This is a genomic window from Nocardia sp. NPDC051030, assembly GCF_040683015.1.
Taxonomy (GTDB): Bacteria; Actinomycetota; Actinomycetes; order Mycobacteriales; family Mycobacteriaceae; genus Nocardia.
The window spans coordinates 848,872-873,410 of the sequence record NZ_JBFBCD010000004.1 but is presented as its reverse complement, the minus strand read 5'-3'; the positions used below and the strand labels follow the sequence as shown (position 1 = coordinate 873,410).

Genomic DNA, 24,539 nt, shown 5'->3' with positions numbered 1-24,539 from the left:
AGCCTCCGCGCACGCCGGACCCCCTACATGGTACGCCAGGGGGCACGAAACAGCCTTTGTGCCAAAACAATTCGCTGAGCAGTCACTTCGCGCCCGCGGCCGGGCCGCCGAACCCCGCCGTGCGGACCGTCCGACCCCCTACTCAACTCTCACATGTGCACCTCAGCACCTAGGATCGGGTCCGGATTACCATGGCAAGAAGGTTGCGCGTCCGCGCGCACGTTCCCTGCCGTGGCGGGGGCCAATGACAACACCGACCAGAGGACTACAAGACCCGTGCCTGCGCTGACACTTTCGAGGTTGCTACGGATTGGTGAGGGTCGCACGGTCAAGCGGCTTGCGAACCTGGCGGACGAAGTCATCGCCCTGGAAGAGGACTTCGCGGCCCTCTCCGATTCCGAGCTGCAAGCCAAGACCGACGAGTTCCGGGAGCGGTACGCCGGGGGGGAATCTCTCGACGAGCTGCTCCTGGAGGCCTTCGCCACCGCCCGCGAGGCGTCTTGGCGCGTGCTGAACCAGAAGCACTACAAGGTGCAGATCATGGGTGGCGCGGCACTGCATATCGGCAATGTCTCGGAGATGAAGACCGGTGAGGGCAAGACCCTGACCTGTGTGCTCCCCGCCTACCTGAACGCCATCAGCGGCGACGGCGTGCACGTCGTCACCGTGAACGACTACCTCGCCAAGCGCGACGCCGAGTGGATGGGCCGCGTGCACCGCTTCCTCGGCCTCGAGGTCGGCGTGATCCTCGGCGGCATGACCCCGGCCGAGCGCCGCGTGGCCTACGCCGCGGACATCACCTACGGCACGAACAATGAGTTCGGCTTCGACTACCTGCGCGACAATATGACGCACTCGCTGGACGATCTCGTGCAGCGCGGCCATAACTTCGCCATTGTCGACGAGGTCGACTCGATCCTCATCGACGAGGCCCGCACCCCGCTCATCATCTCGGGCCCGGCCGACACCGCCTCCAAGTGGTACGCCGAATTCGCGCGCATCTCGCCGCTGCTCAAGCGGGACCTGCACTACGAGGTCGACATCAAGAAGCGCACCATCGGTGTGCACGAGGCCGGCGTCGAGTTCATCGAGGACCAGCTGGGCATCGACAACCTGTACGAGGCCGCCAATTCGCCGCTGGTCAGCTACGTGAACAACGCCATCAAGGCGAAAGAGCTGTACACCCGCGACAAGGATTACATCGTCCGCGACGGCGAAGTGATCATCGTCGACGAGTTCACCGGCCGAATCCTGGTGGGCCGCCGCTACAACGAGGGCATGCACCAGGCCATCGAGGCCAAAGAGGGCGTGGAGATCCAGCCGGAGAACCAGACCCTCGCCACCATCACGCTGCAGAACTACTTCCGCCTCTACGACAAGCTGTCCGGCATGACCGGTACCGCCGAGACCGAAGCGGCCGAGCTGCACCAGACCTACAGCCTCGGCGTGGTGCCGATCCCGACCAATAAGTCGATGATCCGCGCCGACCAGTCCGACCTCATCTATAAGACCGAGGAGGCGAAGTACTCGGCCGTCGCCGACGATATCGCCGAGCGGCACGAGAAGGGTCAGCCGGTGCTGGTCGGCACCACCTCCGTGGAGCGGTCGGAGTACCTGTCCAAGCTGCTCACCAAGCGCGGCATCGCGCATTCGGTGCTGAACGCCAAGTTCCACGAGCAGGAAGCCCAGATCGTCGCCGAGGCCGGTCGGCCGGGCGCGGTCACCGTGGCCACCAATATGGCCGGTCGTGGTACCGATATCGTGCTCGGCGGCAACCCGGACATCATCGCCGACATTCTGCTGCGTCGACAGGGCCTGGACCCGGTCGAGACGCCGGAGGAGTACGAGGCGCAGTGGCTGCCCGCCCTGGAACGGGTCAAGGAGCAGACCGAGGAGGACGCCGAGGCGGTCAAGGAGGCCGGCGGTCTCTACGTGCTCGGCACCGAACGCCACGAATCGCGTCGTATCGACAATCAGCTGCGCGGTCGCTCCGGCCGTCAGGGTGACCCGGGCGAGTCCCGCTTCTACCTGTCGCTGGGTGATGAGCTCATGCGGCGCTTCAATGGCGCTGCGCTCGAGTCGATCATGACCCGCCTGAACCTGCCGGACGATGTGCCGATCGAGGCCAAGATGGTCTCGCGCGCCATCAAGTCCGCGCAGACCCAGGTCGAGCAGCAGAACTTCGAGATCCGCAAGAACGTCCTCAAGTACGACGAGGTCATGAACCAGCAGCGCAAGGTGATCTACGCCGAGCGTGCCCGCATCCTCGAGGGCGAGGATATGGAGGGCCAGGTCCAGGAGATGATCACCGACGTGATCACCGCCTACGTCTCCGGTGCCACCGCCGAGGGCTACGCCGAGGACTGGGATTTCGCCAAGCTGTGGACGGCGCTCAAGACGCTGTACCCCATCGGCATCGACTACAAGGACCTCACCGGCGAGAACGAGGACGGCGAGATCGGCGACCTCACCCGTGAGGAACTCCTGGACGCCGTGCTCGATGACGCGCACACCGCCTACGCCAATCGCGAGGCCGAGATCGACGGCCTCGCGGGCGAGGGCAGCATGCGCAATCTGGAACGCCAGATCCTGCTGAGCGTTCTGGACCGCAAGTGGCGCGAGCACCTCTACGAGATGGACTACCTCAAGGAAGGCATCGGCCTGCGCGCCATGGCGCAGCGCGACCCGCTGGTGGAATACCAGCGCGAGGGCTTCGACATGTTCGCCGCCATGCTGGAGGGCCTGAAGGAGGAGTCGGTCGGCTTCCTGTTCAACCTCCAGGTCGAGGTGCAGCAGCCGCAGCCCACCGGCGTGAATGTCGGTGCGGGCCTGCAGTCCCCGGTCGGCAACCGCCCGCTCCCCACCGAGGAAGCCGCCCAGGCGGCCACCCCGAACGGAGCCCCCGCGGCCCTGCGCGCCAAGGGCATCGACGAGTCCGGCCCGCGCGGCCTGTCCTACTCCGGCCCGGCCGGACCGGACGACGGCGGCCGTGCCTCCGTGCACAGCGACTCCGAGGAGTACGGCCAGGACGGCGACTCGAGCACCCGTCGCGAGCGCCGCGAGGCCGCCCGCTCCCAGAGCAAGCCGGACAAGGCTCCGAAGTCCAAGCGCCGCCGCTGATTTCAGCACGAACGTAGAGACGCCCCGGGTGATTCACCCGGGGCGTCTCTGTTTCGCGGTGACGTGCTTGCCGAGGTGTTTTCCTCGAAGTCGCTAGGCGCCGAGCGCCTCGATGACCAATTTCGCTGCCGCGGCACCCGAATACTGCTGCTGCCCGGTGATCAGGTTGCCGTCGCGCACCGCGTGCGGCTTGAATCGGCTCTGCACGATGAAGTTCGTGCCGTCCAGCTTGCGGGCATCGTCCTCGATGCGGAACGGCTGGATCTGCTGTCCGACGAATTCGTCGGCGAAATCCTCTTCGCTATTGGCGAATCCGGTCCAGGTGCGGCCGTCCACCACGAGTCGCCCATCCGGCAGTGTCGCCTTCAGCAGCACGCAGGTGGCGTGACACACCACCGCGGTCAGTGTGTTCGCGGTGACTCGGGCCGACACCAGATCGTGGATCCGGGTGTCCTCGTAGAACGTGTACATGGGAGCCTGGCCGCCCACCAGGAACACCGCGTCGTACGAATCGGTGTCCACCTCGGCCAGTTTCAGCGAATTCCGCACCAGCGCCGCATGCGTCGGTGAGGTTTTGAAGCCGAGGCTGATCAGATCGTGTGCGCTGTAGCCCGTGTCGTCGAGTGGATCGCTCCAGCTGTCGGCTTCGAGCGCTCCGCCTTCGGGGCTGGCGATGTCGACCTGGTATCCGTGCTCGGTGAATTCCCAATAGGGGTGGGTCAATTCGGACCACCAGAATCCGATCGGCCACCCCGTCTGCCGCGATACCGCGGGATTGGATGCCACGATCAGCACTCGCTTGGGTTTGTCCGGATTCAGGATGTCCACGGTTGCAACCACCGTTCACACCTTCCTGTCACGCGCGGCCCGGTCGATCGCGCCGCGCTCCGCCCATGAGTGTGCGGCGGTGTGGGCGCGATGATGCCGGACTACGCGTTCAGCGAACTACGCCCGAAGCCGAATCTTTCGCCGGAGCAATGAACGCCGGATCAATCAACGCCGAATCAATGGACGCCGGATCAATCAACTACATGGCGGGCGGCAGCTCGAGCCCCACCGACTCGCCCCAATACCGGGGATCCCAATTGACCAGGATCATGCCGGACACGCTCCCGGCGCAGGCGCAACAGGAGTGCACGCTGATGTGCTTGTCCACATCGATATCGCCGCTCATGACCGCGCGGGCCGATAGCCAGACCGCGCGGACGTTCAGCGGTGCGGGTTTCCCGCATCGCACGCATTCGGGAAATCCGGTGCCCTCGTCATTGCGGGCGATGCGCACCTCGGGGACCACCGGGGCGCCGGGGCCCAGGTCGTCGTCGAGAAGCGGCGAGAATTCGTGGCGCTCATGGTCTTGCACCTGCGAAGGCTAGCGAGTTCCGAGATCACGCGCACCCGCTACGACCGGGGACGTTATTCGAGCAGGATGGAATCGTGAGCTCAGATGGTGGTCGATTGGCCGCCGCGGAACCACGGGTCAACGGTATTGATCGCCTCGAGTAGCAGGCGGATTGCCGCCACCCGGCGTTCCTTGCCGGGCAACAGATCCAGCGCGCATTCGGGATCGGCGGGCGGACCCAGATGGGTGCAGCCGCGCGGACAATCTTCGATCGCCTCGGCGAGGTCGGAGAAGGCGCTGATGACATCGTCGGAGGTGATGTGGGCCAGGCCGAAGGAGCGCACACCGGGGGTGTCGATGACCCAGCCGCCATTGGGCAGTGACAGCGCCACCGACTGGGTGGAGGTGTGCCGCCCCTTGCCGACACCGGACACCACGCCCACGGCCCGATCCGCGTCCGGCACAAGCCGATTCACCAGCGTGGACTTGCCGACACCGGAATGCCCGATGAAGGCGGTGAGCTTGCCGTCGAGCAGGTCGAGCACCGGTTCGACCGGATCCTCGATGCCGCCGTAGACGATGGTGAGATCCAAATCCTCGAAGGCCTCGGCGAATTCGGATTCGGCGGCCAGGTCATGCTTGGTGAGGCACAGGATCGGTTGCAGCCCACCGACATACGCGGCGACCATGGCGCGCTCCACGAATCCGGTGCGGGGCTGCGGATCGGCCAGGGCGACCACGATGAACAGCTGTTCGGCATTCGCGACGACGATCCGCTCGAACGGATCGGTGTCATCGGCGGTGCGGCGCAGGACCGTCGACCGCTCGGCCACCCGCACGATGCGGGCGAGGGAGTCCGGCTTACCGGACAGATCGCCGACCAGATCCACCTGATCGCCGACCACGATGGGGGTGCGCCCGAGTTCGCGGGCGCGCATGGCGACGATCCGCTGCTCCGGATCGTCGTCGAGCACGCAACCCCACCGGCCCCGGTCCACCGCGACCACCATGGCGGCCTCGGCGTCCTTGTGTTCGGGCCGATTCTTGGTGCGCGGACGAGTGCTCTTGCCCGGGCGGACCCGGACGTCGGACTCGTCGTACTCGCGGCGCCTCAGTGTCCCGCCTCCGGACCCGCCAGCATGGCTTCCCAGAGTTCCACGAAGTTCGGGAGGGTCTTGGCGGTGGTGCCGATGTCCTCGATCTCGACGCCCGGCACGACCAGGCCGATGATCGCGCCCGCGTGGGCCATGCGATGGTCGGCGTACGAGCGCCACTGCCCGCCGCGCAGCGGAGTCGGGTCGATGATGAGGCCGTCCTCGGTCTCGGTGACCTTGCCACCGAGGCGGTTGATCTCGGTGGTGAGCGCCGCGAGCCGGTCGGTCTCGTGCCCGCGCAGATGCGCGATGCCGCGCAGCCGGGACGGCGAATCCGCCAGTGCCGCAAGGGCGGCCACGGTCGGGGTCAGTTCGCCCACATCGTGCAGGTCGATATCGATGCCCGCCAGCCGGTCCGGTCCCTGCACGGTCAGCGCGCCGTCCAGGAAGCCGCATTCCGCGCCCATGCGCACCAGGATTTCCCGGATCACATCGCCGGGCTGGGTGGTGTAGCGCGGCCAGTGCGGAATGCGCACCGCGCCACCGGTGACGGCGGCCGCCGCCAGGAACGGGGTGGCATTGGACAGGTCGGGTTCGATCTCCCAGTCCACCGCCCGGATCGGGCCCGGCGCTACGGTCCAGGTCTGCGCCTTGCGCGGATCCTTGGGTGCCTCCACCTGCACGTCGGCCTCGCGCAGCATCTGCACGGTCATCTCGATATGCGGCATCGAAGGCAGTTGCCCGCCGTCGTGATTCACCGTCACGCCCTGCTCGAACCGCGCCGCCGAGAGCAGCAGCCCGGACACGAACTGCGAGGACGCGGACGCGTCGATGGTGACCGGGCCGCCGCGCAGCGCGCCGGTGCCGTGCACCACGAAGGGCAGTGTGTTGCCGTCGATATCGACGCCCAGCGTGCGCAGTGCGTCCAGCACCGTGCCCAACGGCCGCACCCGCGCCTGCTCATCCCCGTCGAACGCCACATCACCCTGCGCGAGCGCCGCGACCGACGGCAGGAACCGCATGATTGTGCCCGCCAGCCCGCAATCCACCATGGCGCTCGTGAATTCCTTCGGCGGCGTGACGGTGAGCGTCTCGCCCTCGCCCTCGATGGTGGTACCCATGGCCTGCAATGCCGCGATCATGAGATTGGTGTCCCGGCTGCGCAGCGCACCGGTGAGAGTGGACGGCCGATCCGCCAGGGCGGCGAGAATCAGGGCCCGGTTGGTGATGGATTTGGACCCGGGCAGGGTCACGGTCGCGTGCACGGGAGCTTGAACATGGGGCGCGGGCCAGAAAGTCACCCCCCTATCTTCCCAAACGATCCATACTTCGCGGCGGTCCGCGCCCCTTTAACCTCGCCGACCCCTGGAAATGGCGAACGCCGGTCCCTCCATAGGGACCGGCGTTCGCCGAGACGCAGCTCCTGGGGGTTCGGGGGCGAAGCCCCTGAGGACCCCAAGAGTTGGGTCAACTCCTACTTATGGCGTCCGTGGACGAACGGCACGATCTTGCGCAGCAGCTTCATGGTGCTGTCGGTCCGCGAGTAGGACAGCAGCGCCATGCCCGGAATCGTGAAGCGCTGCACCGCGATCGAATGCGGACGGGAGAACTCCAGCAGGCCCGGCGCGCCATGGATGCGGCCGATGCCGGAATCGCCGGTGCCGCCGAACGGCAGTCCGGAGATGGCGGCGTAGCTGAGCACCGAGTTCACCGAGGTGCAGCCGACATTGAGGCGGCGGGCGATCTCGAGGCCGTTCTTGCGGGAGTACACCGCCGAACCCAGGCCGTACTTGCTCTTGTTGGTGAGCTCGACGGCCTCGTCGATGCCGTTCACGGTGCGAATGGTGACGGTCGGGCCGAACGTCTCCTCGCAGACCGCGTCGGAGGATTCGTCGGTGTCGACCAGGATGACCGGCTCGATGTAGGGGCCCTTGATCGATTCCGGCCCGCCGAGTACGGCCTTGCCGCCGTTCTTGAGGGCGTCGTCGATATGGCGGCGCACGATATCGATCTGGCTGGGCATGGTCATCGGGCCGTAGGAGGCCTTGTCGTCCGAGCCGGGCTTGATATCGGTCAGGATGCGCTTGACCTCGGCGATGAACTCGTCGGCGACCGACTTGTCCACGTACACGCGCTCGACGCCCGCGCAGGTCTGGCCCGAGTTGGCGGTGGCGCCCCAGGCGACCGCGTCGGCCGCGGCCTTGATGTCGGCGTCGGCGGCCACGATGACCGCGTCCTTACCGCCGCACTCGAGCAGCACCGGGGTGAGGGTCTCGGCGGCGGAGGCCATGATCTTCTTACCGGTCGCGGTGGACCCGGTGAAGGCCAGCTTGTCGACGCCGGACTTGACCAGCGCCGCACCCGTCGCGCCGAAGCCATTGACGGTGATGAACACCCCGTCGGGCAGTTCCGGATTCGCCTCGGCGAAGGCCTTGGCGACGAAATTGCCGATGCCCGTGGAGAATTCACTCGGCTTGAACACCACCGCATTGCCCGCGGCGAGCGCGTAGGCGATGGACCCGTTGGGGGTGTAGACCGGGTAGTTCCACGGCCCGATCACGCCCACGACGCCCAGCGGCCGCTGCTCGAGGTGCGCGGCGAAGTTGGCCATGAACATGCCCGGCGCGACCTTCTTGGCCTTGAGCACCTTCTCGGCATTGGAGGCCGCCCACTTGATGTGCTCGAGGGCCAGCATGAGCTCGAGGAAGGCGTCATCCAGGGGCTTGCCGTTCTCGGCGTGGATGAGCTCGCTCAGGGCGTCGGACTTCTCGACGAGCTTGCTGCCCCAGCGCAGCAGATGCTTCTTGCGCTCGGCGAAGGTCAGCGCGCCCCAGGTGGCGGCGGCGGTGCGGGCCTTGGCAACGGCCGCGTGCACCGCCTCCTCGTCATCGATCTTGTAGGTGGCGAGCGTATCGCCGGTGGCCGGGTTGACGGAGGTCAGTGTGGCGTCCCGCTCGATCGAGGCGGTGTCGGTTGCAGGCATGGTGGCGGCGATCCCCTTGAATTGATGTCAATTGCCATCAGATGTGTACGTCACATCCCATCATGCCCCTCCCGGGCCCGTAAAGACCGCATGAACCGACATCTGTCGGTGTCCGGTGGCAGCATGGTCGTCATGTGCGGAAGGTATGCGACAACGACAAACCCCGCCACGCTGGCGGTCGAGCTCGATGCCGTCGACGAGACCGGCGATACGGGGTTCAACCCGAACTACAACGTGGCGCCGACGAACCAGGTGCTCACGGTGGTCGAGCGGCACGACCGCGACCATCCGGAGGATCCGGCGAGCCTGCGCATCCGGGCCATGCGGTGGGGGCTGATCCCGCCGTGGAGCAAGGCCTCGGAACCCGGTGTGCCCGTGAAGGGCAAGCCCCTGTTCAATGCCCGCGCCGACAAGGCCGCGACCACCGCGTCCTTCCGGGATGCCGTGAAGAAGCGCCGCTGCCTGGTGCCCATGGACGGCTGGTACGAGTGGGTGACAGACGCCGATGGGCTCGGAAAGGCCGTCAAGCGGCCCTATTTCATGTCGAAGTCCGATGGCGGCCGCCTCTATATGGCGGGCCTGTGGTCGGTCTGGCGCGATCGCAGCCTGGGGGATGAAGCCAAGCCCCTGCTGTCCTGCACGATTCTGACCACCGATGCGGTCGGCGATCTGACCAAGATCCACGACCGCATGCCGCTGCCCATGCCGCGCTCGCACTGGGATGCCTGGCTGGATCCGGATCATCCGGCTCCCGAGGAGCTGCTGGAAACCCCGCGCCCCGAGGATATTTCGGACATCATCCTGCGCGAGGTGCCGTCGCTGGTGAACAGCGTCCGCAATAACGGCCCGGAGCTATTGGGCTCGGTGAACGAACAAGCCGGTCAGACCACGCTGATCTGACCGGCTCGGGACTATCGGCTCACGAGCATTTGACGGTCGGTATGGCGATGTTCAATCCGCACTTGAGCACGTTCTCGGCCAAGTCCAGGACGCCGGTGATCGTCGATCCGCCGAGCTTCTCGGCCTTTTCGACCTTCTCATCCTTCTTCGGCGGCTGGCCGGGCGTGCCCGGATCGGATCCGAGCGGATAGTTCGGGTTCGCTCCCGAAGTGGCGATGGTCAGCGGTGCGGCTCCCAGCGCGAGTACCAGCACCGCGGAACCTGCGACCACGATCGTGCGAAAACGCTGATGGGTGGACATAGTCACATCACATCCTCGAAGGTCGAACGAGCCTGGCAAGTCGGTCGAGTCGATCAAGCACAGCAACTACACAGCGCACGCACAGACAAGTAACGCACACATCCGGGCGCGACATGTGGAATGCGCCCGGATGTGTGCGTGTCAAAGTTGTGCCGTGCCAGTCTGAACTAGACCTTGTCCAGTTCCACGTCGGACTCTTCTGTCTCCTTCTTGCCTTCCTGGCTGGCCTGGATGCCGCCCGCGGTACGCAGCGGCACCTCCTTCCAGAACAGCACCAGGACCATCGCGATCAGCGCGACGCCCGCCGCCGACAGGAACACCGTGTCCATGGCATTGGCGAAGCCCACCTTGAACGGATGCGCCAGCGTCGGATCCAGCTTCTGGATGATCGAGCTGTCCTTCAGCACGTCACCGGTCGCGGACAGATCACCCGAGGCCAGCGCCTTGGACAGCGCGGCATCGGCCGGGTTGCTGCTGTGCACGCCCGCCGCGATCGCCTGCTGGTAGGCGGGCTGGGTCGCCGCCACCTTCATCTCGTCCGCGATATTCGGGGTCACCTGCGAGAACAGGATCGACAGGAACACCGCGACGCCGAGCGTGCCGCCGATCTGCCGGAAGAAGGTGGCGGCCGCGGTGGAGACGCCCATGTCCTTGGGCGGCAGCGCATTCTGGATGGCCAGGGTCAGCGGCTGCATGAGATTGCCGAGGCCCGCGCCGGTGATGAGCATGAACAGCATGGTCACGTACAGGTGCGTATCCGCGGTGACGAAGTGCAGCAGGAACAGGCCCAGCACCAGCAGCGCCGCGCCGATCGGCGGGAACAGCTTGTAACTGCCGGTGCGCGAGATGAGCTGACCGGCGATCACCGAGGCGACCATCATGCCGATCACCAGCGGCAGCATCTGCATACCCGCGAGGGTCGGGCTGGAGCCGCGGACCACCTGCAGGTACTGCGGCAGCAGCGTGATGCCGCCGAACATGGCCGAACCGACCACGACCGAGATGACCACGCCCAGCGCGAAGGTCTTGTTCTTGAACATGCGCAGCGGAATCAGCGCGGCGTCACCGAGTTTGGCCTCGACCGCGATGAATCCGATGATGCCGAGAATGCCGACCACGTAGCAGCTGATGGAATTCGCACTGGTCCAACCCCATTCGCGGCCCTGTTCGGCGACCACCAGCAGCGGCACCAGGCCGAGCGCGATGGTGAGCACGCCGAACCAGTCCACCGAGACATTCGGCCGTTCCGTCTTGGGCAGGCGCAGCACGCGCGACACCACGGCGAGGGCGATCAGGCCCAGCGGCACGTTCACCAGGAACACCCAGCGCCAGCCGGTGATGCCGAAGATCTCGTCCTGGCCGGAGATGATGCCGCCCAGCACGGGGCCGACGACGCTCGAGGTACCGAACACGGCGAGGAAGTAGCCCTGGTAGCGGGCGCGTTCACGCGGCCCGACCATATCGCCGAGGATGGTCAGCGCCAGCGACATCAGGCCACCGGCCCCCAAGCCCTGGAAGGCGCGGAACGCGGCGAGCTGGTACATCGATCCGGCGAAGGCGCACAGCAGCGAGCCCGCGACGAAGATGGTGATGGCCGCCAGATAGAACGGCTTGCGGCCGTACATGTCCGAGAGCTTGCCGTACAGCGGGGTCGAGAGGGTGGCGGTGATCAGGTAGGCCGTGGTCACCCACGCCTGCATCGAATAGCCCTGCAGGTCATCGGCGATGGTGCGGATCGAGGTCGACACGATGGTCTGGTCGAGCGCGCCCAGCAGCATGCCGAGCAGCAGCCCGCTCAGCACGACCATGATCTGCTTATGGGTGAATCCGGCTGCGGATTGTGGTTCGTTCTGCGTTGTGGTCGTCACGAATTGTTCTCCGGGGCTTGGTAATACGGGTGAAGGTCTTTATTTGCCGCGAGGTGGGCCAGCATCTCCTGCCGGGTGGCGTCGTAGCCGTCGACGAAGCGGTGCAGCAGTCCGGCGAAGGTCTCCCGTTCGCTCGGCGTCCAGCCGTCGAGGATCTTGCGCAGCGACTCGTTGCGGCGAACCCTGATCTCGGCGGCGGCCGCCATGCCCGCTTCGGTGACCGCGAGCACGCTCACTCGGCCGTCGGCGGGATCGGCGCGGCGTTCGATGAGTCCGCGCTTCACGAGCGCGGCCACCTGCCTGCTGATCGTCGACGCATCCGAGTAGAGGCCATCGGCCAGCACTCCGGAACGGATCGGCCCGCAGTGGATCAGGTGGAACAGGATGGCGAATGCCCCCGGTTCCACTTCGCCATTGGTGACGGCCGCGATCTGGGCGTTGGTGCGGTCGCGCAGCTTGGTCAGCCGCGTGACCTGGAAGCCGATGCTGTCGAGCACATCTTCTGGGATGTCGACTGCCTCGGGGATGTCGGCTTTCGCCGGGTCATCGCTCATGGGCGGGCTCACCTCCTTGCATCAATCAACTGCTTGCAGAAATCAACTAGTTGTACTGAGCAAGTATGTAGAGATAGTTGCCCGATGGCAAGCTATTTCCGGAGGAGGTGTCTCAACTTACAAAGAAGGCCTGGTCAGCTCACCGCGACGGCCGCCGTCACCGCACCCGTCAACCGCACCAGATCGCCCGGGGCCAGCTCGATCTCCAGCCCGCGCTTGCCCGCACTGCACAGCACTCGATCCCACTCCAGCGCCGATTCATCGATCACCGTCGGCAACCGCTTCTTCTGCCCGAGTGGCGAAATCCCGCCCAGCACATACCCGGTCGTGCGTTCGGCCTTCGCCTTGTCGGCCATGGCCGCCTTGCCGCCGCCCAGCGCGGCGGCCGCCGCCTTCAACGACAGCGTGGTCGGCACCGGCAGCACCGCCACCGCCAGCCCGCCCGACCCCAGTTCGATCACCAATGTCTTGAAGATCTGCCCCGCGGTCACCCCGAGCTCCTCGGCCAGGGCCTCCACGGCCTCCGCGCCATAGGAGTCGCTGCGCGGATCGTGCGAATAGGAATGCACCCGATGGTCCACCTTCGCCTGAACAAGTGCCTTGATCGCCGGAGTGGAAGCAGCAGCCATTCGTCACACCCTAGACAGCGCCCTATCCGCTGGGACACCGGATTTCCACGTTGTGGGAACAGGGTGTGCGTTCGGCCTGTTGCATGCGATACGCGCCTCGCAGCAACCGCAGGGCCCACGGTGAGAGGCCGTAATCCATGACTAAGGAGGAGTCGGTGACCGTTCTGGTCGAAGAGCCCCCGGTGCGGACCGGGCCGCTGCTGTTCCGCACAGCAATTCCGTGGGATAACACCCTCGAAGTCCCTCGACCTGCCGGTGTCCCGGCAGCAATCCCTCGCGCGGTAGATTCGAGTGCTACGGCGATCGAAGGGATTAGCGTGACGAGCGACGACGACATGGTCGATCGCCTGCGCGATGACGACTCGGAGACGAGTGCGGGCATCGACGCCGGTGACGATCCAGCGGTCGACACTGAAGTGGGGGACAGCGAGAACGGTGCGCGCAGTACCGAATCGGTCGACGAACTGGGCCGTCGGTTCGAGCGCGACGCGCTTCCCATGCTGGACCAGCTCTACGGCGCGGCACTGCGCATGACCCGCAATCCGGCCGATGCGGAAGACCTGGTGCAGGAGACCTTCGCCAAGGCCTACCAGGGTTTCAAGTCCTTCCGCGAGGGCACCAATCTGCGCGCGTGGCTGTACCGCATCCTCACCAATACCTACATCAACTCGTACCGGAAGAAGCAGCGCCAGCCCGCGCAGTATCCGACCGACGAGATCACCGACTGGCAGCTGGCCGCCACCGCGGAGCACACCTCGCAGGGGCTGCGCTCGGCCGAGATGGAAGCCCTCGAGGCACTCCCGGACGACGACATCAAGGCCGCCCTACAGTCCTTGCCCGAAGAATTCCGGATGGCGGTGTACTACGCCGACGTGGAGGGCTTCCCCTACAAGGAAATCGCCGACATCATGGGAACCCCGATCGGCACAGTCATGTCCCGCCTGCACCGCGGACGCAAGCAGCTCAAGGGCTTGCTCGCCGATGTGGCACGGGAACGCGGATTCAACCGGTCGGGCAGCGAGGACTCGCGTCAGGAGGTAACCCAGTGAGCGACGATATGGACCTGGACTGCTCGGCGGTGATCGCCGACGTCTGGCTGCTCCTGGACAATGAGTGCGACGAGACCGCCAAGGCGCGTCTGCAGGAGCACATCAACCGCTGCTCCCCGTGCATCGAGGCGTACGGCCTGGAGGAGAAGCTCAAGTCGCTGCTGAACCGCAAGTGCGGCGGCGATCGCGCCCCCGACTCGCTGCGCCAGCGCCTCACCATGGAGATCCGCACGACGTTCACCTCGGTGGAGACTCGGATCGAGCCCGCGGACTAGACCCTCCCAAGAAATAGCCTGAGCGGCACACTTCCCAGTGGGAAGTCGTGCCGCTCAGTGCATTTCAAGCTACGTGCTCAGCTCAGGCGTTCGGACGCTTGCCGTGGTTGGCTGCGTTCTTCTTCCGGCTGCGCTTCTTACGTCCACGCTTACCCATTAGTAGGCTCCCTTCTGTTGAGGCCATTCTTTCACGTGTGGTTGGCTGTACCGTCAGGGGCTAGAGGTCACACGAAACACGAGAGGTGTTCATGGCTGAGGAAGTGCGCGCTGAGATGGTCTCCACGGTCCAGGAGATCCTGCTCTCGGTCGGCGACAAAGTGAAGGTCGACGACGCCTTGGTCATGCTGGAATCCATGAAGATGGAGATCCCCGTGGTGGCCGAGATCGAGGGCACCGTCACCTCCATCAACGTGAAGCCGGGCGACGTACTTCAGCAGGGCGATCTCATCGCAGTGATCTCCTGACGACTACCCACGCCGCGGCGTGGGAACATACACCCGACGTGGGATAAGAGGAGCGTGGGTGAATGTCGACACTGAGCGATCTACTGGCCGAGCACACCGATCTACCGGGTGCCGCCGTCGATCATCTGCAGCGGGTGGTGGGGGACTGGCAACTGCTGGCCGATCTGTCGTTCGCGGACCTGACCTTATGGGTGGGTACCGGACCGGTCGGCGCGGGCGCGGACATCGTGTGTGTCTCGCAATGCCGTCCCACCACGGCGCCCACCGTGCATCCCGAGGACCTGGTGAGTGGTCACGCGACGAAGGACACACACCAGCAGATCTATGAGGCATTGCTCACCGGTGACATCGTGCGCACCGACGGGGATGCGGAGACGACGGGCGTCTACCACCCCCACCCGATTCACACCATGCGCGAGGCGATTCCGGTGCGCGTCGGCGACGACATCATCGCAATCCTGGGGCGCGACACCGATATTCAGCGTCGCAAGATGCGCTCCAGCCTCGAGATCGCGTACATGTCCTGTGCGGACGACCTGTGCCAGATGGTGGCCGACGGCACCTGGCCCGCGCTGGAGGATCGCACCGGTTCGCACTCCAGCCCGCGCGCCGGTGACGGTTTCATCCGTCTCGACACGCAGGGCGCGGTCGTCTACGCCAGCCCCAATGCGCTCTCGGCCTATCACCGCATGGGCTTGCAAAACGATTTGGTCGCACAGGATTTGGCGCTGACCACCAAGTCCTTGATCACCGACCCGTTCGACGCGCAGGAAGTGGTCGGCGATATCCAAGCCGCCCTGGCCGGAAAGGCCGGTCGCCGAATGGAAGTCGAGGCGCGCGGCGCGACGGTCCTGCTGCGCACCCTGGTGTTGCGCCCGCACGGTGAACTCGCCGGTGCCGCCGTGCTGGTCCGCGATGTCACCGAGGTGAAGCGCCGCGACCGCGCGCTGCTCTCCAAGGACGCGACCATTCGCGAAATCCACCACCGCGTGAAGAACAACCTGCAAACCGTCGCCGCCCTCTTGCGACTGCAGGCCCGCCGCACCGAGAACGAGGAAGCCCGCCTGGCCCTCACCGAATCGGTCCGCCGGGTCACCTCCATTGCCTCCGTGCACGAAATGCTGTCCATGTCGGTAGACGAGGAAGTCGATCTCGACGAAGTGGTGGACCGCCTCTTGCCGATAATGGCCGACGTTGCGACGGTGCACACCGCTCGCATCAAGGTCCGCCGCTCCGGATCCCTCGGCGTCTTCTCCGCCGAACGCGCAACCCCTCTTGTCATGGTCCTGACCGAGTTGGTCCAGAACGCCATCGAGCACGCTTTCGATGCGGGCGAAAACGGTACGGTCACAATCCGCTCCGAGCGTTCGGCCCGCTGGCTCGACGTCATAATCAGCGACGACGGCCGAGGCCTCCCCGACGGATTCAGCCTGGAGGCCTCCGACCGTCTGGGACTCCAAATCGTCCGCACCCTGGTTACCGCCGAGCTCGGCGGTTCCATCGGCCTGCACCCCGGCGCGGACATCGGCACCGACGCCGTCCTACGAGTTCCCCTGGGTCGCCGCTCCGCCCGCTGACGCGCTGAAAGGACCAGCTGAAGCGCTGAAAGGCTGCGTCCGCTCATTCGTTCGAAAATTGCAATCCCGTTCACCGGAATTGCAATTGCGAATACGCAGGAAGCACGATCGTAAAAGCCCAGTTCGTCGGCACATCCCCCGCAAAACTCTCACTCGAGAGGATTCGGGAAGCCCAGCCGGAGAAGTCTCTCCAATGGCGTTTAGGGCGCAGTCTCGAGGGAATCCCGAGGGGTTCAGGGCGCAGTCCCAGAGATTCTCGCGGGGTTCGGGGCGCAGCCCCGAGAGTTTCGAGGGGGGTTCGGGGGCGAAGCCCCTGAGAGTTACGAGAGTTGGTCTTTACACAGTGAAGCCCGGCACCAATGTTGGTGCCGGGCCGAATTGCGTTATGGCCGCGAGGCTGGGGTCGGCCGTAACGCCGGTCGTCAGCGAGTTAGACGACGGTGCGGGTACGCGTGCGAGCGTTACGTCGCTTCAGTGCACGACGCTCGTCTTCGCTCATACCACCCCAAACGCCGGCGTCCTGTCCGGACTTCAGAGCCCAGGACAGGCAGTCGGCGGTAACGGGGCAGCGAGCGCAGACCAGCTTGGCATCGGCAATCTGAGCGAGCGCAGGACCACTGTTACCGACCGGGAAGAACAGCTCGGGGTCCTCGTCGCGACAGATGGCCTTGTGGCGCCAGTCCATTCCTCTGCTCCTTTGCTAGGGCGCGCACATAGCGCTGCCCCTCGGGTTTGTGGTCCGTTCACTTGTGCGACTCGAATGTTTCCGCACGGTTGCTTGTGAATGCTTTCACGAACACCGTAGATGTCAATAGATACTTGGTGCACCGTGGGGAAGCTCACGCTGTAAGGCCCCTACATGGAGGGCCTGCCGTGTCATTTCTACTCGGTCCAGCAGGTTTTCGCAGCACAACGAGGATGTTCCTCAGGTGTGTCGAGCCCGCTAAGGCTTCGGCGCGACCACATCGAGGATATCCGGAACCGCTGTGAAATTCACCATGTTGCGTCGGCCGATGAAGTCGCCGTCGATTTGCAACCCGATCGGCTCCGCGGCCTCGATCCGCACGGCCGGAACATCGTCCTCGCGAAACAATTTGTGGCCCTTGGGATTTCCGTTGGAAGCCAGCAACTGCTGCGCGATCAACAGGGTCGGCACCACCCCCATGGTGCGCATGGCAAACACCCCGAGACCCGATTCGAAGCTGGTTCCCGGGTTCGTGCGCACGGGCGTGTTGTCGAGGTATGTCCATGGGCTGGTGTTGGTCACGAATGCGTAATGCACGTCTGTGACCTCTTCGTGACCCGGAATGTCCAGGCGCACCTGGGGATCGCGCCGTTGCTGGCGGAAGAACTGTTTGACCGTGGCGCGCAGATACCGTGCGGGAGTCGCGGCTTTTCCGTTCGCGCGCTTGGCATCGATGGCCTCGCACACATCGGCGTCCAAGCCGACGCCCGCACTGAAGGTGAACCAGCGATCGTCTTCGGGTGCGTCCGGGGATTCCGCGACGCCGAGTCCGATGCGGCGATCGGCATCATCGGCGAGCAGATCGATCAACTGATTGGCGGCGGTCACCGGATCTTGTTCGATTCCCAGCGAGCGCGCGAACACATTCGCGGAACCGCCCGGAATGATTCCCAAACGCGGCAGCCATTCGCGCTGTTGCCGGCCCGGCAATGGCAGAAAACCATTGATGGTCTCGTTCACGGTGCCGTCGCCGCCGTGCACCACGATCAAATCCATGCGCTCGTCCGCGGCCCATTGCGCCAGCTCCGCCGCGTGCCCGCGACGCTCGGTCTGGGCGACGGTCAGCTGGGTGCGGCTCTCCAATGCGTGTGCGAGCAGATCGCGAGTGGCCCGGGTGGTCGAGGTGGCATTGGGGTTCACGATCAGCAACGTCCGCACGCAGAGCAGCCTACTGTGTTCGATTGCGCCGCTCCCGCGATGCGGCACCCGGGCGCACGCGGCGCGGGCGAGCCGACCGCGCATCGTCGACGGCTGCGGCGAATCGACGCAGCTACGGCGGGGCCACCGAAACCTGTTGCGCACCTGACCGCCGGTACGCGAATGGGATTCTCGCGGCTCTCGGCTGGGCGCAGAAGTTTCGGGGAGGCGGGGGAGCCTTAGGCTGTCCGGGTGGCTGAGCAGAACAATGGTGGTGGCAGCACGTTCCGGCGCCGGATCGTCGCGGCGGGCGTGCCGGACACGATCGCCGGGGCGGGTGCGCTGGTGGCGCTCGAGGGCGTGGTCGGCGTGGTCGTGGGAATCGTGCTGATCGTGCGCGCGGTGGGCGGCGCGGATCAGCATGTGGTGAACGGTTACGGCACCGCCGCGTACGTGATCATCCTGGCGGGCGCGGTGCTGGCGGCGGGTATCGCGCTGCTGCGCGGTAAGCGGTGGGGCCGCGCCATCGCGGTGCTGGCGAATCTGCTGCTGCTGCCACCGGCCTGGTACATGTTCACCTCGGGTCAGGCGAAGTACGGCATTCCGCTGGCGCTGGTCGGCCTCGTGACGCTGGGCCTGCTGTTCGCGCCCGCGTCGAGCCGGTGGCTGGCCGCCGGGTACGACACCTCTGACGACGACGAGTAGCCGGACGTAAGGCCTGCTGAAAGGCTCGCCGACGGCTTACTGGTCGCTCGTCCACGCTTCCGGGTGCCCGCCGCGGCTAGAGACCGCAGCGGGCGAATCAGGCGTCTGCCGAATCAGTCGTCGGCGTGCGAGGCGAGGCGGGTGAGGTGCGTGCCGGACAGGCGGTAACCGGTCCACTCGTCCTGCGCACTCGCGCCGAGGGACTTGTAGAAGTCGATCGACGGGGTGTTCCAGTCCAGCACTGCCCAGTCGACGCGGGCGTAACCGCGCTCGACCGCCTCGCGGGCCAGCGCGGCGAGCAGGTCGCGGCCCAGGCCGAGACCGCGGGTCTCCGGCTTGACGTACAGGTCCTCCAGATAGATGCCGTGCGTGCCGGTCCAGGTGGAGTAGTTCAGGAACCAGATGGCGGTGCCGACCACTTCGCCGTCACGCTCGGCCACATGCGCGAACAGGGCGGGAGCGGGACCGAACAGGGCGGCCTCGAGCTGCTCGTTCGTGAGCGTGCACTCCTCGCGCGCCTTCTCGTATTCGGCGAGGTCGTAGACGAGCTCCACCATGGCCGGAACATCGGCGGGTGTGGCGCGGCGGATCATCGGGCGTCCCCTTCCTGCGGAACCAGGTTGTGCGCGAGCACTGTTCGAGCGTGATAGTCGTGCCCGAGCACGGTAACCGCGGCGGTGGACAGGAAGAATCGCCGCCCCTCGATCACATCGAATTCCACCCAGCGCGCGATCAGCGCCCGCGAGAAATGGCCGTGCCCGACCAGGACCACATCGCGATTCGCCAATTCCGGCATGACCCGGGCGAGCACTTTATCGGCGCGCTTCTGCACCTGGCCGGGTGTTTCGCCCTCGGGCGTGACGCCGGTCCAGATGGTCCAGTCGGGCGACATCCGCTGAATTTCCAGGGTCGTGAGGCCCTCGTATTCGCCGTAATCCCATTCGGCCAGATTGTCGTCGATGCGCACGCCCTGCAATCCGGCCAATTCGGCCGTCCGCAGCGCGCGCTGCCGTGGGCTGCTGAATACCAGCGGATCCTGTAACCCCAACCCCGCCAGCAGTTTTCCCGCCGCCACGGCCTGCGCCTCGCCGGCCTCGGTCAGGGGAATATCGGTTCGCCCCGTATGCTGCCGCGACGCCGACCACTCCGTCTCGCCGTGGCGTAGCAGGACCAGCCTGAATTCGGTAGCACTCATGACTCGATCATGCCGGACAGGCCGCTCGGAATTCGCGCACCCCCCGCCCCGGTGGAGTCAGTCGCTGCCGAGGGCGTAGAGCGTGGTGCCGCGGCGTTCCAGCACGGTCGGGCCGATGGACGACATGCTGATCGGATCACCGTGGTAATCGCTGCGCTGCACGGCAATTCGCATGGTCTGCGCACCGGTGGTGGGATCCAGGGCGGCAATGCCGTCGGGGACCGGGACCAGGAACTGGCCGGTGAGCAGGGTGGGGGTGCCGAGCGCATTGCCGAACGACCACATCGGGTCGAAGGTGGTGGCGTTCAAGGCGATCAGGCTGTCGCCGGTGTAGACGAAATACGCCGAACTCAGGTGGGTGACGAACGCCTTGTCCGAGATCGGGGCCGAAAGCTGGTGGCTGGCAATGAGATTGCCGGAGACGTCATAGATCGCGAATTGCGGTGCGCTGGAATTGGTTCCGGGTAGGAACAGGGCGATTCGACTGTCGGACACCGCCAGTACGCGCGCACCGTCCACCAGAGCGCCCGGCTCGGTGAGGACATGCGTGCTGTATTCCTCGGGAACCGTGCCGTCCTTGGGGGCCGGATTGAGAATGGTGAGGCGATCGGCCGTCTCGTTCGGGCAGCGCTCCAGCACCGCCAGTCGGCTGGGGGCCGAGGCGGCCGAGAGCAGGGTGCACCCGAAACGCTGCTGGGTGCGCGGATTCACCGGGGCGTCGACCTTGCCGTATTCGAGGGTGCGGACCAGGTCCGAACGCCACATCTCCAGGCGATCCGGGCCCAGCGCGAGCGTGTAGGTGCCGTCCACCGACAGCCGCACCTGATCGTCCATCTCGCTGGACCGCGCGGTCAGGCGCGAACCGGATTCGGCGTTCAGCAGCGTGGTCTGGCTGCACCCGCGGTCGTCCCGATAGGTCGCGATGACCGTGCCGAACTGCGATTCCACCCCGCACAGCGGCAAATCCCGCTGGTACTTCCACACCTGTTCCCCGGTGCGCGGATCGCGCCCGACCACGGTCCCGCCCTCGGCGGTGACCGCCACCCCGCCGACGCCCAGCGCCCGGGTGGCCGCCGCATCGGGCTCATGCCACAACTCGCGCAGCTGCGACGGCAGCTTCTCCGGGGTGGGCGGGGCGGAAAGGGTATGCGCGGCGGTATCGGATTCGGTCCGGCGCGCATCGCTCTGCCACCAGACCACTACTGCCGCGATCGCCACCAGAGCGGCGATCGCGACAGCGGTGAGAATATCGGCGCGCGTCCGCCGCTCAGGTGCGAGCACGACAGCGAGGTTAGCCGATCCGAGCCACTACGCGGAGGCCGCGATGGCGGTGTCGGTTGCGACAGCGGCGGATTCGCCACCCACCGCGGCCTTGCTCCGGGTCCGCTTCTTGGCCGGTGCGGCCGCCTCGGCAACCTCACCCGAACCCGCGACAACCTCGGCGACAGCCTTGGTAGCCCGACGCGGAGCCCGCTTCTTCGGGGCCTCGGCCACCGCAGCGACCTCGCCCGAACCATTCACGGTCTCGCCCGCTTCGGCAGCCTTGGCCGCCTTACGAACGCGCTTCTTCGGCGCCTCCGCGACAACCTCGCCCGAACCGCTTGCGGCCTCGGCCGATTCGGTCGCCGACTCGGCGGCAGCCTTGGTGGCCTTGCGAACCCGCTTCTTCGGGGCCTCCGCCGGAGCATCGCTTGCAGCCTCGACCACAGCGGTGGCCTCAACTGCGGCGGTGGCCTCGGCAGCGGCCTTGGTGGCCTTGCGAACCCGCTTCTTCGGAGCCTCCGCCGGAGCCTCGCCCTCGGCCACGGTCACGACGGTGGATTCCACCGAAGCGGTCGCGGTATCGCCCGCGGCCTTGGTGGCCCGCCGGGCGCGCTTGGGCGCAGCCGGTGCTTCGGCCGCACTCGCGTCGACATCCGTGGCGACGGCGGAACCGTTGGCGGTCTCGTCCGACGCGGTCACGGCGTCACCGGCGGCCCTGGTGCTGCGACGGGCGCGGGTGCGCGCCTTCGGAGCCTCGGCCACCGCGTCGTCAGCGGTTACGGTGGCGACAGCCTCGGGCGCTGCCGGGGTGGCCTCGACCGAAATGTCAGCCACACCGTTCACGGTCTCCTCCGAGCCCTTGCTGCGGCGAGTGCGCTTGCGGGCGGGGCTCTTCGGAGCCTCGGAATCGCTCGCGTCGATCGGCGCGGTGTCGGCGGTAGCCGTGGCGGCCACGTCGGACGGAGCATCGGCCTGCACTGCCGGGGCGGCCTCGACCGAAGCCTCGGTCGCACCGTTCGCGGACTCGTCGGAGCCCTTGGTGCGGCGAGTGCGCTTGCGGCCGGAGGACTTCGGAGCCTCGGCGGCTTCGACCGCGTTGTCCGTGGTGTCGGCCGTCGTGGTCACCGAGGCGGTGGTTACCTCGCTCGGGGCAGCCGCTGCTTCGACGGTGCTGTCCGAACCGTTCGTGTCGCCCGAGCCGTTCACGGCATCGGAGGAACCGCGGCGGCGGCGGTTGCGGCGGCGGTTGCGGCCGCCGGTGCGCTCGGTGCCATCGCTATCGCCGTTGCCGTTGCCCTCGCCGTTGTCGGCGGGGGCCGGAGCATCGGTGTCGACGGACTCGGTTGTGGTGGCGGTCGCGTCGACGGGGCGGTCGGCACCGCCGCGACCCCGGCGGCGGCGACGACGGCCGGTGCGCTCGCCGTCGTTGGACGAATCACCTTCGGCCGCAGGGGAATCCGACTCGGTGGTGACGGTGGCTTCCGCGCCGCCTTCGAGGGCCGTGCCGCCACGGGTGCGACGGCGGTTGCGATTGCGCGGGGCGCGGGGTTCGCGCTCCACGATGGTCGCGTCCTCGTCGCGGGCGGCCGGCTTGGGCTTGCGGAGCTGGCCGGTCACGCCCTCGGGGATGCCGAGTTCCTCGTAGAGGTGCTTGGAGCGGGAGTAGGTTTCGGCCGCTTCGGGGATGCCGAGGTCGAGGGCCTTGTTGATGGAGGCCCAGCGGTGCAGCTCATCCCAGTCGACCAGGGTGACGGCGACGCCGGCCTTGCCCGCGCGGCCGGTGCGGCCGATGCGGTGCACGTAGGTCTTCTCGTCCTCCGGGCACTGGTAGTTGACCACGTGGGTGACGTCGTCGATATCGATGCCGCGGGCGGCGACATCGGTGGCGACCAGCACGTCGATCTTGCCGTCGCGGAACTTCTTGAGCGCCTTCTCACGGGCGATCTGCCCGAGGTCGCCGTGGACCGCGCCGACCGCGAAACCGCGCTCGGCCAGATCGTCGGCCACCTTCTGCGCGGTGCGCTTGGTGCGGGCGAAGATCATGGTCGCGCCGCGGGTCTCGGCCTGCAGGATGCGCGAGAGCAGCTCGGTCTTGTCCAGCGCGTGCGCGCGGTAGATGAACTGTTCGATGCGATCGTGCACCGCGGACTCGTGATGCTCCTCGGCCCGAATGTGGGTGGGCCGGTTCAGGAACGTGCGCGCCAGGGTGATGATCGGGCCCGGCATGGTGGCCGAGAACAGCATGGTCTGGCGCTGGTCCGGGACCATCCGCAGAATGCGTTCGATATCGGGCAGGAAGCCCAGATCGAGCATTTCGTCGGCCTCGTCGAGGACGAGGACCTGCACCTTGCCGAGGATGAGGTGCTGCTGCTCGGCTAGGTCCAGCAGGCGGCCCGGGGTGCCGACCACGACGTCGACACCACTGCGCAGCGCGGCGATCTGGGTGTCGTAGGGGCGGCCGCCGTAGATGGCGTGTACCCGCAGCGGGACGCCGTTCGCATCCTTGACGTACTTGGCGGCGTTCTCCAGATCGGAGGTGACCTGCATGCACAGCTCGCGCGTCGGCACGATGACCAGGGCGCGCGGGGTGCCGTCGAGCTGGGTGGTGCCGGAGCCGGTGGTGCTGATCCGGTGCAGCAGCGGCACGCCGAACCCGAAGGTCTTGCCCATGCCGGTGCGGGCCTGGCCGATGAGGTCCTCACCCGCGAGGGCCAGCGGCAGGGTGAGTTCCTGGATCGCGAAGGTGCGTTCGATGCCGATCTCGCCGAGTGCGCGCACGATTTCCGGGCGCACTCCCAGTTCGGCGAAGGAGGGAGCGGTGTGGGTGTCGTCGAGTTCTGCGGTCAGCAGCGTCTCGGCCACGCCCGGTTCCTGCTCTACGGTGATCTTGCTCAGGGTATTGCCTTTCCTCGTCATCGCGTCTCGCGCGCACGAGGCGTGGGGCGGACCCGGTCGGCCCGCGACTACCACACTGATCCGTCTCGCCGCTGCGGGATGCCCATCCGGTTTCTCGAGAGGGCATCTACCTGGCGCGGCGTGCAATGGGAGGATCTGAGTGCGCGCACATTTTCCTGGACTACGGGCATCGAGCCCGGGTTCACGCGGCGGCCGCTGCAATCGGAGCTGCCGGAAAACTCGGTCGGGCGCGATGTCATATTCGCTGTCCGCTGAGATTGTAGCGTGATACGGGCTTCGCCTCGATTTCCGCCATGGCAAATGTGGGGCGTTACTGCCCTGGTAGGCGCGGTGCCGGGTGGTTTTCCGGCATGGGCGCGCCGCTTCGCATCGGCGTTAAGGGCTGCGCCGCACCGCAATTCACCGGCCGCGGGGCCCGCCTGGCC

21 protein-coding genes and 1 pseudogene are annotated in these 24,539 nt (G+C 66.5%); 7 read left to right on the top strand and 15 right to left on the bottom strand.

Translation table 11 applies throughout. The annotated features are described in order from the left end of the window. The first annotated feature begins 276 nt into the window (after nucleotides 1-276). Nucleotides 277-3,120: a preprotein translocase subunit SecA gene (secA, locus tag AB0N05_RS17610; protein ID WP_364694485.1), complete on the top strand. Its 2,844-nt coding sequence runs from the start codon at nucleotides 277-279 to the stop codon at nucleotides 3,118-3,120. A 93-nt stretch (nucleotides 3,121-3,213) separates the two neighbouring features. Here the strand turns inward: secA and AB0N05_RS17605 are convergent, their stop codons facing one another. From AB0N05_RS17605 to AB0N05_RS17585, 5 genes are all read right to left on the bottom strand, one after another. Beyond that, entirely contained in the window at nucleotides 3,214-3,960 is a 747-nt protein-coding gene (locus AB0N05_RS17605; protein WP_364694482.1) for a type 1 glutamine amidotransferase domain-containing protein, read from the bottom strand. Between the two features lie 187 nt (nucleotides 3,961-4,147). Beyond that, on the bottom strand, nucleotides 4,148-4,480 hold the full coding sequence (locus AB0N05_RS17600) for a hypothetical protein (protein ID WP_364694479.1): 333 nt from the start codon (nucleotides 4,478-4,480) through the stop codon (nucleotides 4,148-4,150). Nucleotides 4,481-4,560: 80 nt separating this feature from the next. Then, complete coding sequence (gene rsgA, locus AB0N05_RS17595) at nucleotides 4,561-5,574, bottom strand: ribosome small subunit-dependent GTPase A (protein WP_364694672.1); 1,014 nt, start codon at nucleotides 5,572-5,574, stop codon at nucleotides 4,561-4,563. After that, complete coding sequence (gene aroA, locus AB0N05_RS17590; protein ID WP_364694476.1) at nucleotides 5,571-6,854, bottom strand: 3-phosphoshikimate 1-carboxyvinyltransferase; 1,284 nt, start codon at nucleotides 6,852-6,854, stop codon at nucleotides 5,571-5,573. Before aroA ends, rsgA begins: the two co-directional genes overlap by 4 nt. Nucleotides 6,855-7,027: 173 nt before the next feature. Continuing rightward, a complete protein-coding gene (locus AB0N05_RS17585) occupies nucleotides 7,028-8,536 on the bottom strand; it encodes an aldehyde dehydrogenase family protein (RefSeq protein WP_364694473.1) in 1,509 nt (502 codons plus the stop codon). A gap of 132 nt (nucleotides 8,537-8,668) precedes the next feature. On the opposite strand from AB0N05_RS17585, the gene AB0N05_RS17580 reads away from it, so the two are divergent. Continuing rightward, nucleotides 8,669-9,436, top strand: coding sequence for an SOS response-associated peptidase (locus AB0N05_RS17580; RefSeq protein ID WP_364694669.1), 768 nt, complete (start codon nucleotides 8,669-8,671; stop codon nucleotides 9,434-9,436). A 19-nt stretch (nucleotides 9,437-9,455) separates the two neighbouring features. On the opposite strand, the gene AB0N05_RS17575 is transcribed toward AB0N05_RS17580, so the two are convergent. From AB0N05_RS17575 to ybaK, 4 genes are all read right to left on the bottom strand, one after another. Beyond that, complete coding sequence (locus tag AB0N05_RS17575) at nucleotides 9,456-9,743, bottom strand: hypothetical protein (protein WP_364694471.1); 288 nt, start codon at nucleotides 9,741-9,743, stop codon at nucleotides 9,456-9,458. 161 nt (nucleotides 9,744-9,904) lie between these two features. Continuing rightward, a complete protein-coding gene (locus AB0N05_RS17570; protein WP_364694469.1) occupies nucleotides 9,905-11,605 on the bottom strand; it encodes an MDR family MFS transporter in 1,701 nt (566 codons plus the stop codon). Next, nucleotides 11,602-12,159 carry a MarR family winged helix-turn-helix transcriptional regulator gene (locus AB0N05_RS17565; RefSeq protein WP_364694466.1) on the bottom strand — a complete coding sequence of 186 codons (558 nt, stop codon included), beginning with the start codon at nucleotides 12,157-12,159 and terminating at the stop codon, nucleotides 11,602-11,604. The genes AB0N05_RS17570 and AB0N05_RS17565 overlap by 4 nt, the downstream gene beginning before the upstream one ends. Before the next feature lie 134 nt (nucleotides 12,160-12,293). Next, complete coding sequence (gene ybaK, locus AB0N05_RS17560) at nucleotides 12,294-12,788, bottom strand: Cys-tRNA(Pro) deacylase (RefSeq protein WP_364694463.1); 495 nt, start codon at nucleotides 12,786-12,788, stop codon at nucleotides 12,294-12,296. A gap of 335 nt (nucleotides 12,789-13,123) precedes the next feature. Here ybaK and AB0N05_RS17555 point away from each other — a divergent pair, with 335 nt between their 5' ends. From AB0N05_RS17555 to AB0N05_RS17540, 4 genes are all read left to right on the top strand, one after another. Continuing rightward, nucleotides 13,124-13,837, top strand: coding sequence for a sigma-70 family RNA polymerase sigma factor (locus AB0N05_RS17555; RefSeq protein WP_364694666.1), 714 nt, complete (start codon nucleotides 13,124-13,126; stop codon nucleotides 13,835-13,837). Between the two features lie 8 nt (nucleotides 13,838-13,845). Next, complete coding sequence (gene rsrA, locus AB0N05_RS17550) at nucleotides 13,846-14,112, top strand: mycothiol system anti-sigma-R factor (RefSeq protein WP_364694663.1); 267 nt, start codon at nucleotides 13,846-13,848, stop codon at nucleotides 14,110-14,112. 248 nt (nucleotides 14,113-14,360) lie between these two features. Beyond that, the gene (locus AB0N05_RS17545) at nucleotides 14,361-14,576 is read left to right on the top strand and encodes a biotin/lipoyl-binding carrier protein (RefSeq protein ID WP_364694460.1); all 216 of its coding nucleotides are present in this window, start codon (nucleotides 14,361-14,363) and stop codon (nucleotides 14,574-14,576) included. A 62-nt stretch (nucleotides 14,577-14,638) separates the two neighbouring features. Further along, nucleotides 14,639-16,153: a histidine kinase N-terminal domain-containing protein gene (locus AB0N05_RS17540; RefSeq protein ID WP_364694457.1), complete on the top strand. Its 1,515-nt coding sequence runs from the start codon at nucleotides 14,639-14,641 to the stop codon at nucleotides 16,151-16,153. 430 nt (nucleotides 16,154-16,583) lie between these two features. Here AB0N05_RS17540 and AB0N05_RS17535 read toward each other — a convergent pair whose 3' ends face one another. Both AB0N05_RS17535 and AB0N05_RS17530 read right to left on the bottom strand, forming a co-directional pair. Continuing rightward, the gene (locus AB0N05_RS17535) at nucleotides 16,584-16,838 is read right to left on the bottom strand and encodes a WhiB family transcriptional regulator (protein ID WP_011211115.1); all 255 of its coding nucleotides are present in this window, start codon (nucleotides 16,836-16,838) and stop codon (nucleotides 16,584-16,586) included. A 258-nt stretch (nucleotides 16,839-17,096) separates the two neighbouring features. Beyond that, nucleotides 17,097-18,056: a diacylglycerol kinase family protein gene (locus tag AB0N05_RS17530; RefSeq protein ID WP_364694454.1), complete on the bottom strand. Its 960-nt coding sequence runs from the start codon at nucleotides 18,054-18,056 to the stop codon at nucleotides 17,097-17,099. Nucleotides 18,057-18,347: 291 nt separating this feature from the next. Here AB0N05_RS17530 and AB0N05_RS17525 point away from each other — a divergent pair, with 291 nt between their 5' ends. Then, a complete protein-coding gene (locus AB0N05_RS17525) occupies nucleotides 18,348-18,740 on the top strand; it encodes a hypothetical protein (protein ID WP_364694660.1) in 393 nt (130 codons plus the stop codon). Between the two features lie 113 nt (nucleotides 18,741-18,853). Here the strand turns inward: AB0N05_RS17525 and AB0N05_RS17520 are convergent, their stop codons facing one another. The 4 genes and pseudogenes from AB0N05_RS17520 to AB0N05_RS17505 all read right to left on the bottom strand — a co-directional run. Beyond that, complete coding sequence (locus AB0N05_RS17520; RefSeq protein WP_364694451.1) at nucleotides 18,854-19,333, bottom strand: GNAT family N-acetyltransferase; 480 nt, start codon at nucleotides 19,331-19,333, stop codon at nucleotides 18,854-18,856. Next, entirely contained in the window at nucleotides 19,330-19,935 is a 606-nt protein-coding gene (locus tag AB0N05_RS17515; RefSeq protein WP_364694448.1) for an acid phosphatase, read from the bottom strand. The genes AB0N05_RS17520 and AB0N05_RS17515 overlap by 4 nt, the downstream gene beginning before the upstream one ends. 57 nt (nucleotides 19,936-19,992) lie before the next feature. Further along, entirely contained in the window at nucleotides 19,993-21,216 is a 1,224-nt protein-coding gene (locus AB0N05_RS17510; protein WP_364694445.1) for a hypothetical protein, read from the bottom strand. A gap of 1,356 nt (nucleotides 21,217-22,572) precedes the next feature. Next, nucleotides 22,573-24,114 (bottom strand): annotated as a pseudogene (locus tag AB0N05_RS17505) (DEAD/DEAH box helicase); the annotation flags it as partial. Nucleotides 24,115-24,539: the final 425 nt, after the last annotated feature.

Excerpts from the sequence above, each read along its gene's own strand:
- AB0N05_RS17515 (WP_364694448.1), bottom strand. The coding sequence starts at position 19,935 with ATGAGTGCTACCGAATTCAGGCTGGTCCTGCTACGCCACGGCGAGACG.
- AB0N05_RS17520 (WP_364694451.1), bottom strand. The coding sequence starts at position 19,333 with ATGATCCGCCGCGCCACACCCGCCGATGTTCCGGCCATGGTGGAGCTC.
- ybaK (WP_364694463.1), bottom strand. The coding sequence starts at position 12,788 with ATGGCTGCTGCTTCCACTCCGGCGATCAAGGCACTTGTTCAGGCGAAG.
- AB0N05_RS17555 (WP_364694666.1), top strand. The coding sequence starts at position 13,124 with ATGGTCGATCGCCTGCGCGATGACGACTCGGAGACGAGTGCGGGCATC.
- AB0N05_RS17545 (WP_364694460.1), top strand. The coding sequence starts at position 14,361 with ATGGCTGAGGAAGTGCGCGCTGAGATGGTCTCCACGGTCCAGGAGATC.
- AB0N05_RS17585 (WP_364694473.1), bottom strand. The coding sequence starts at position 8,536 with ATGCCTGCAACCGACACCGCCTCGATCGAGCGGGACGCCACACTGACC.
- AB0N05_RS17565 (WP_364694466.1), bottom strand. The coding sequence starts at position 12,159 with ATGAGCGATGACCCGGCGAAAGCCGACATCCCCGAGGCAGTCGACATC.
- rsrA (WP_364694663.1), top strand. The coding sequence starts at position 13,846 with ATGGACCTGGACTGCTCGGCGGTGATCGCCGACGTCTGGCTGCTCCTG.
- AB0N05_RS17580 (WP_364694669.1), top strand. The coding sequence starts at position 8,669 with ATGTGCGGAAGGTATGCGACAACGACAAACCCCGCCACGCTGGCGGTC.
- AB0N05_RS17535 (WP_011211115.1), bottom strand. The coding sequence starts at position 16,838 with ATGGACTGGCGCCACAAGGCCATCTGTCGCGACGAGGACCCCGAGCTG.
- AB0N05_RS17540 (WP_364694457.1), top strand. The coding sequence starts at position 14,639 with ATGTCGACACTGAGCGATCTACTGGCCGAGCACACCGATCTACCGGGT.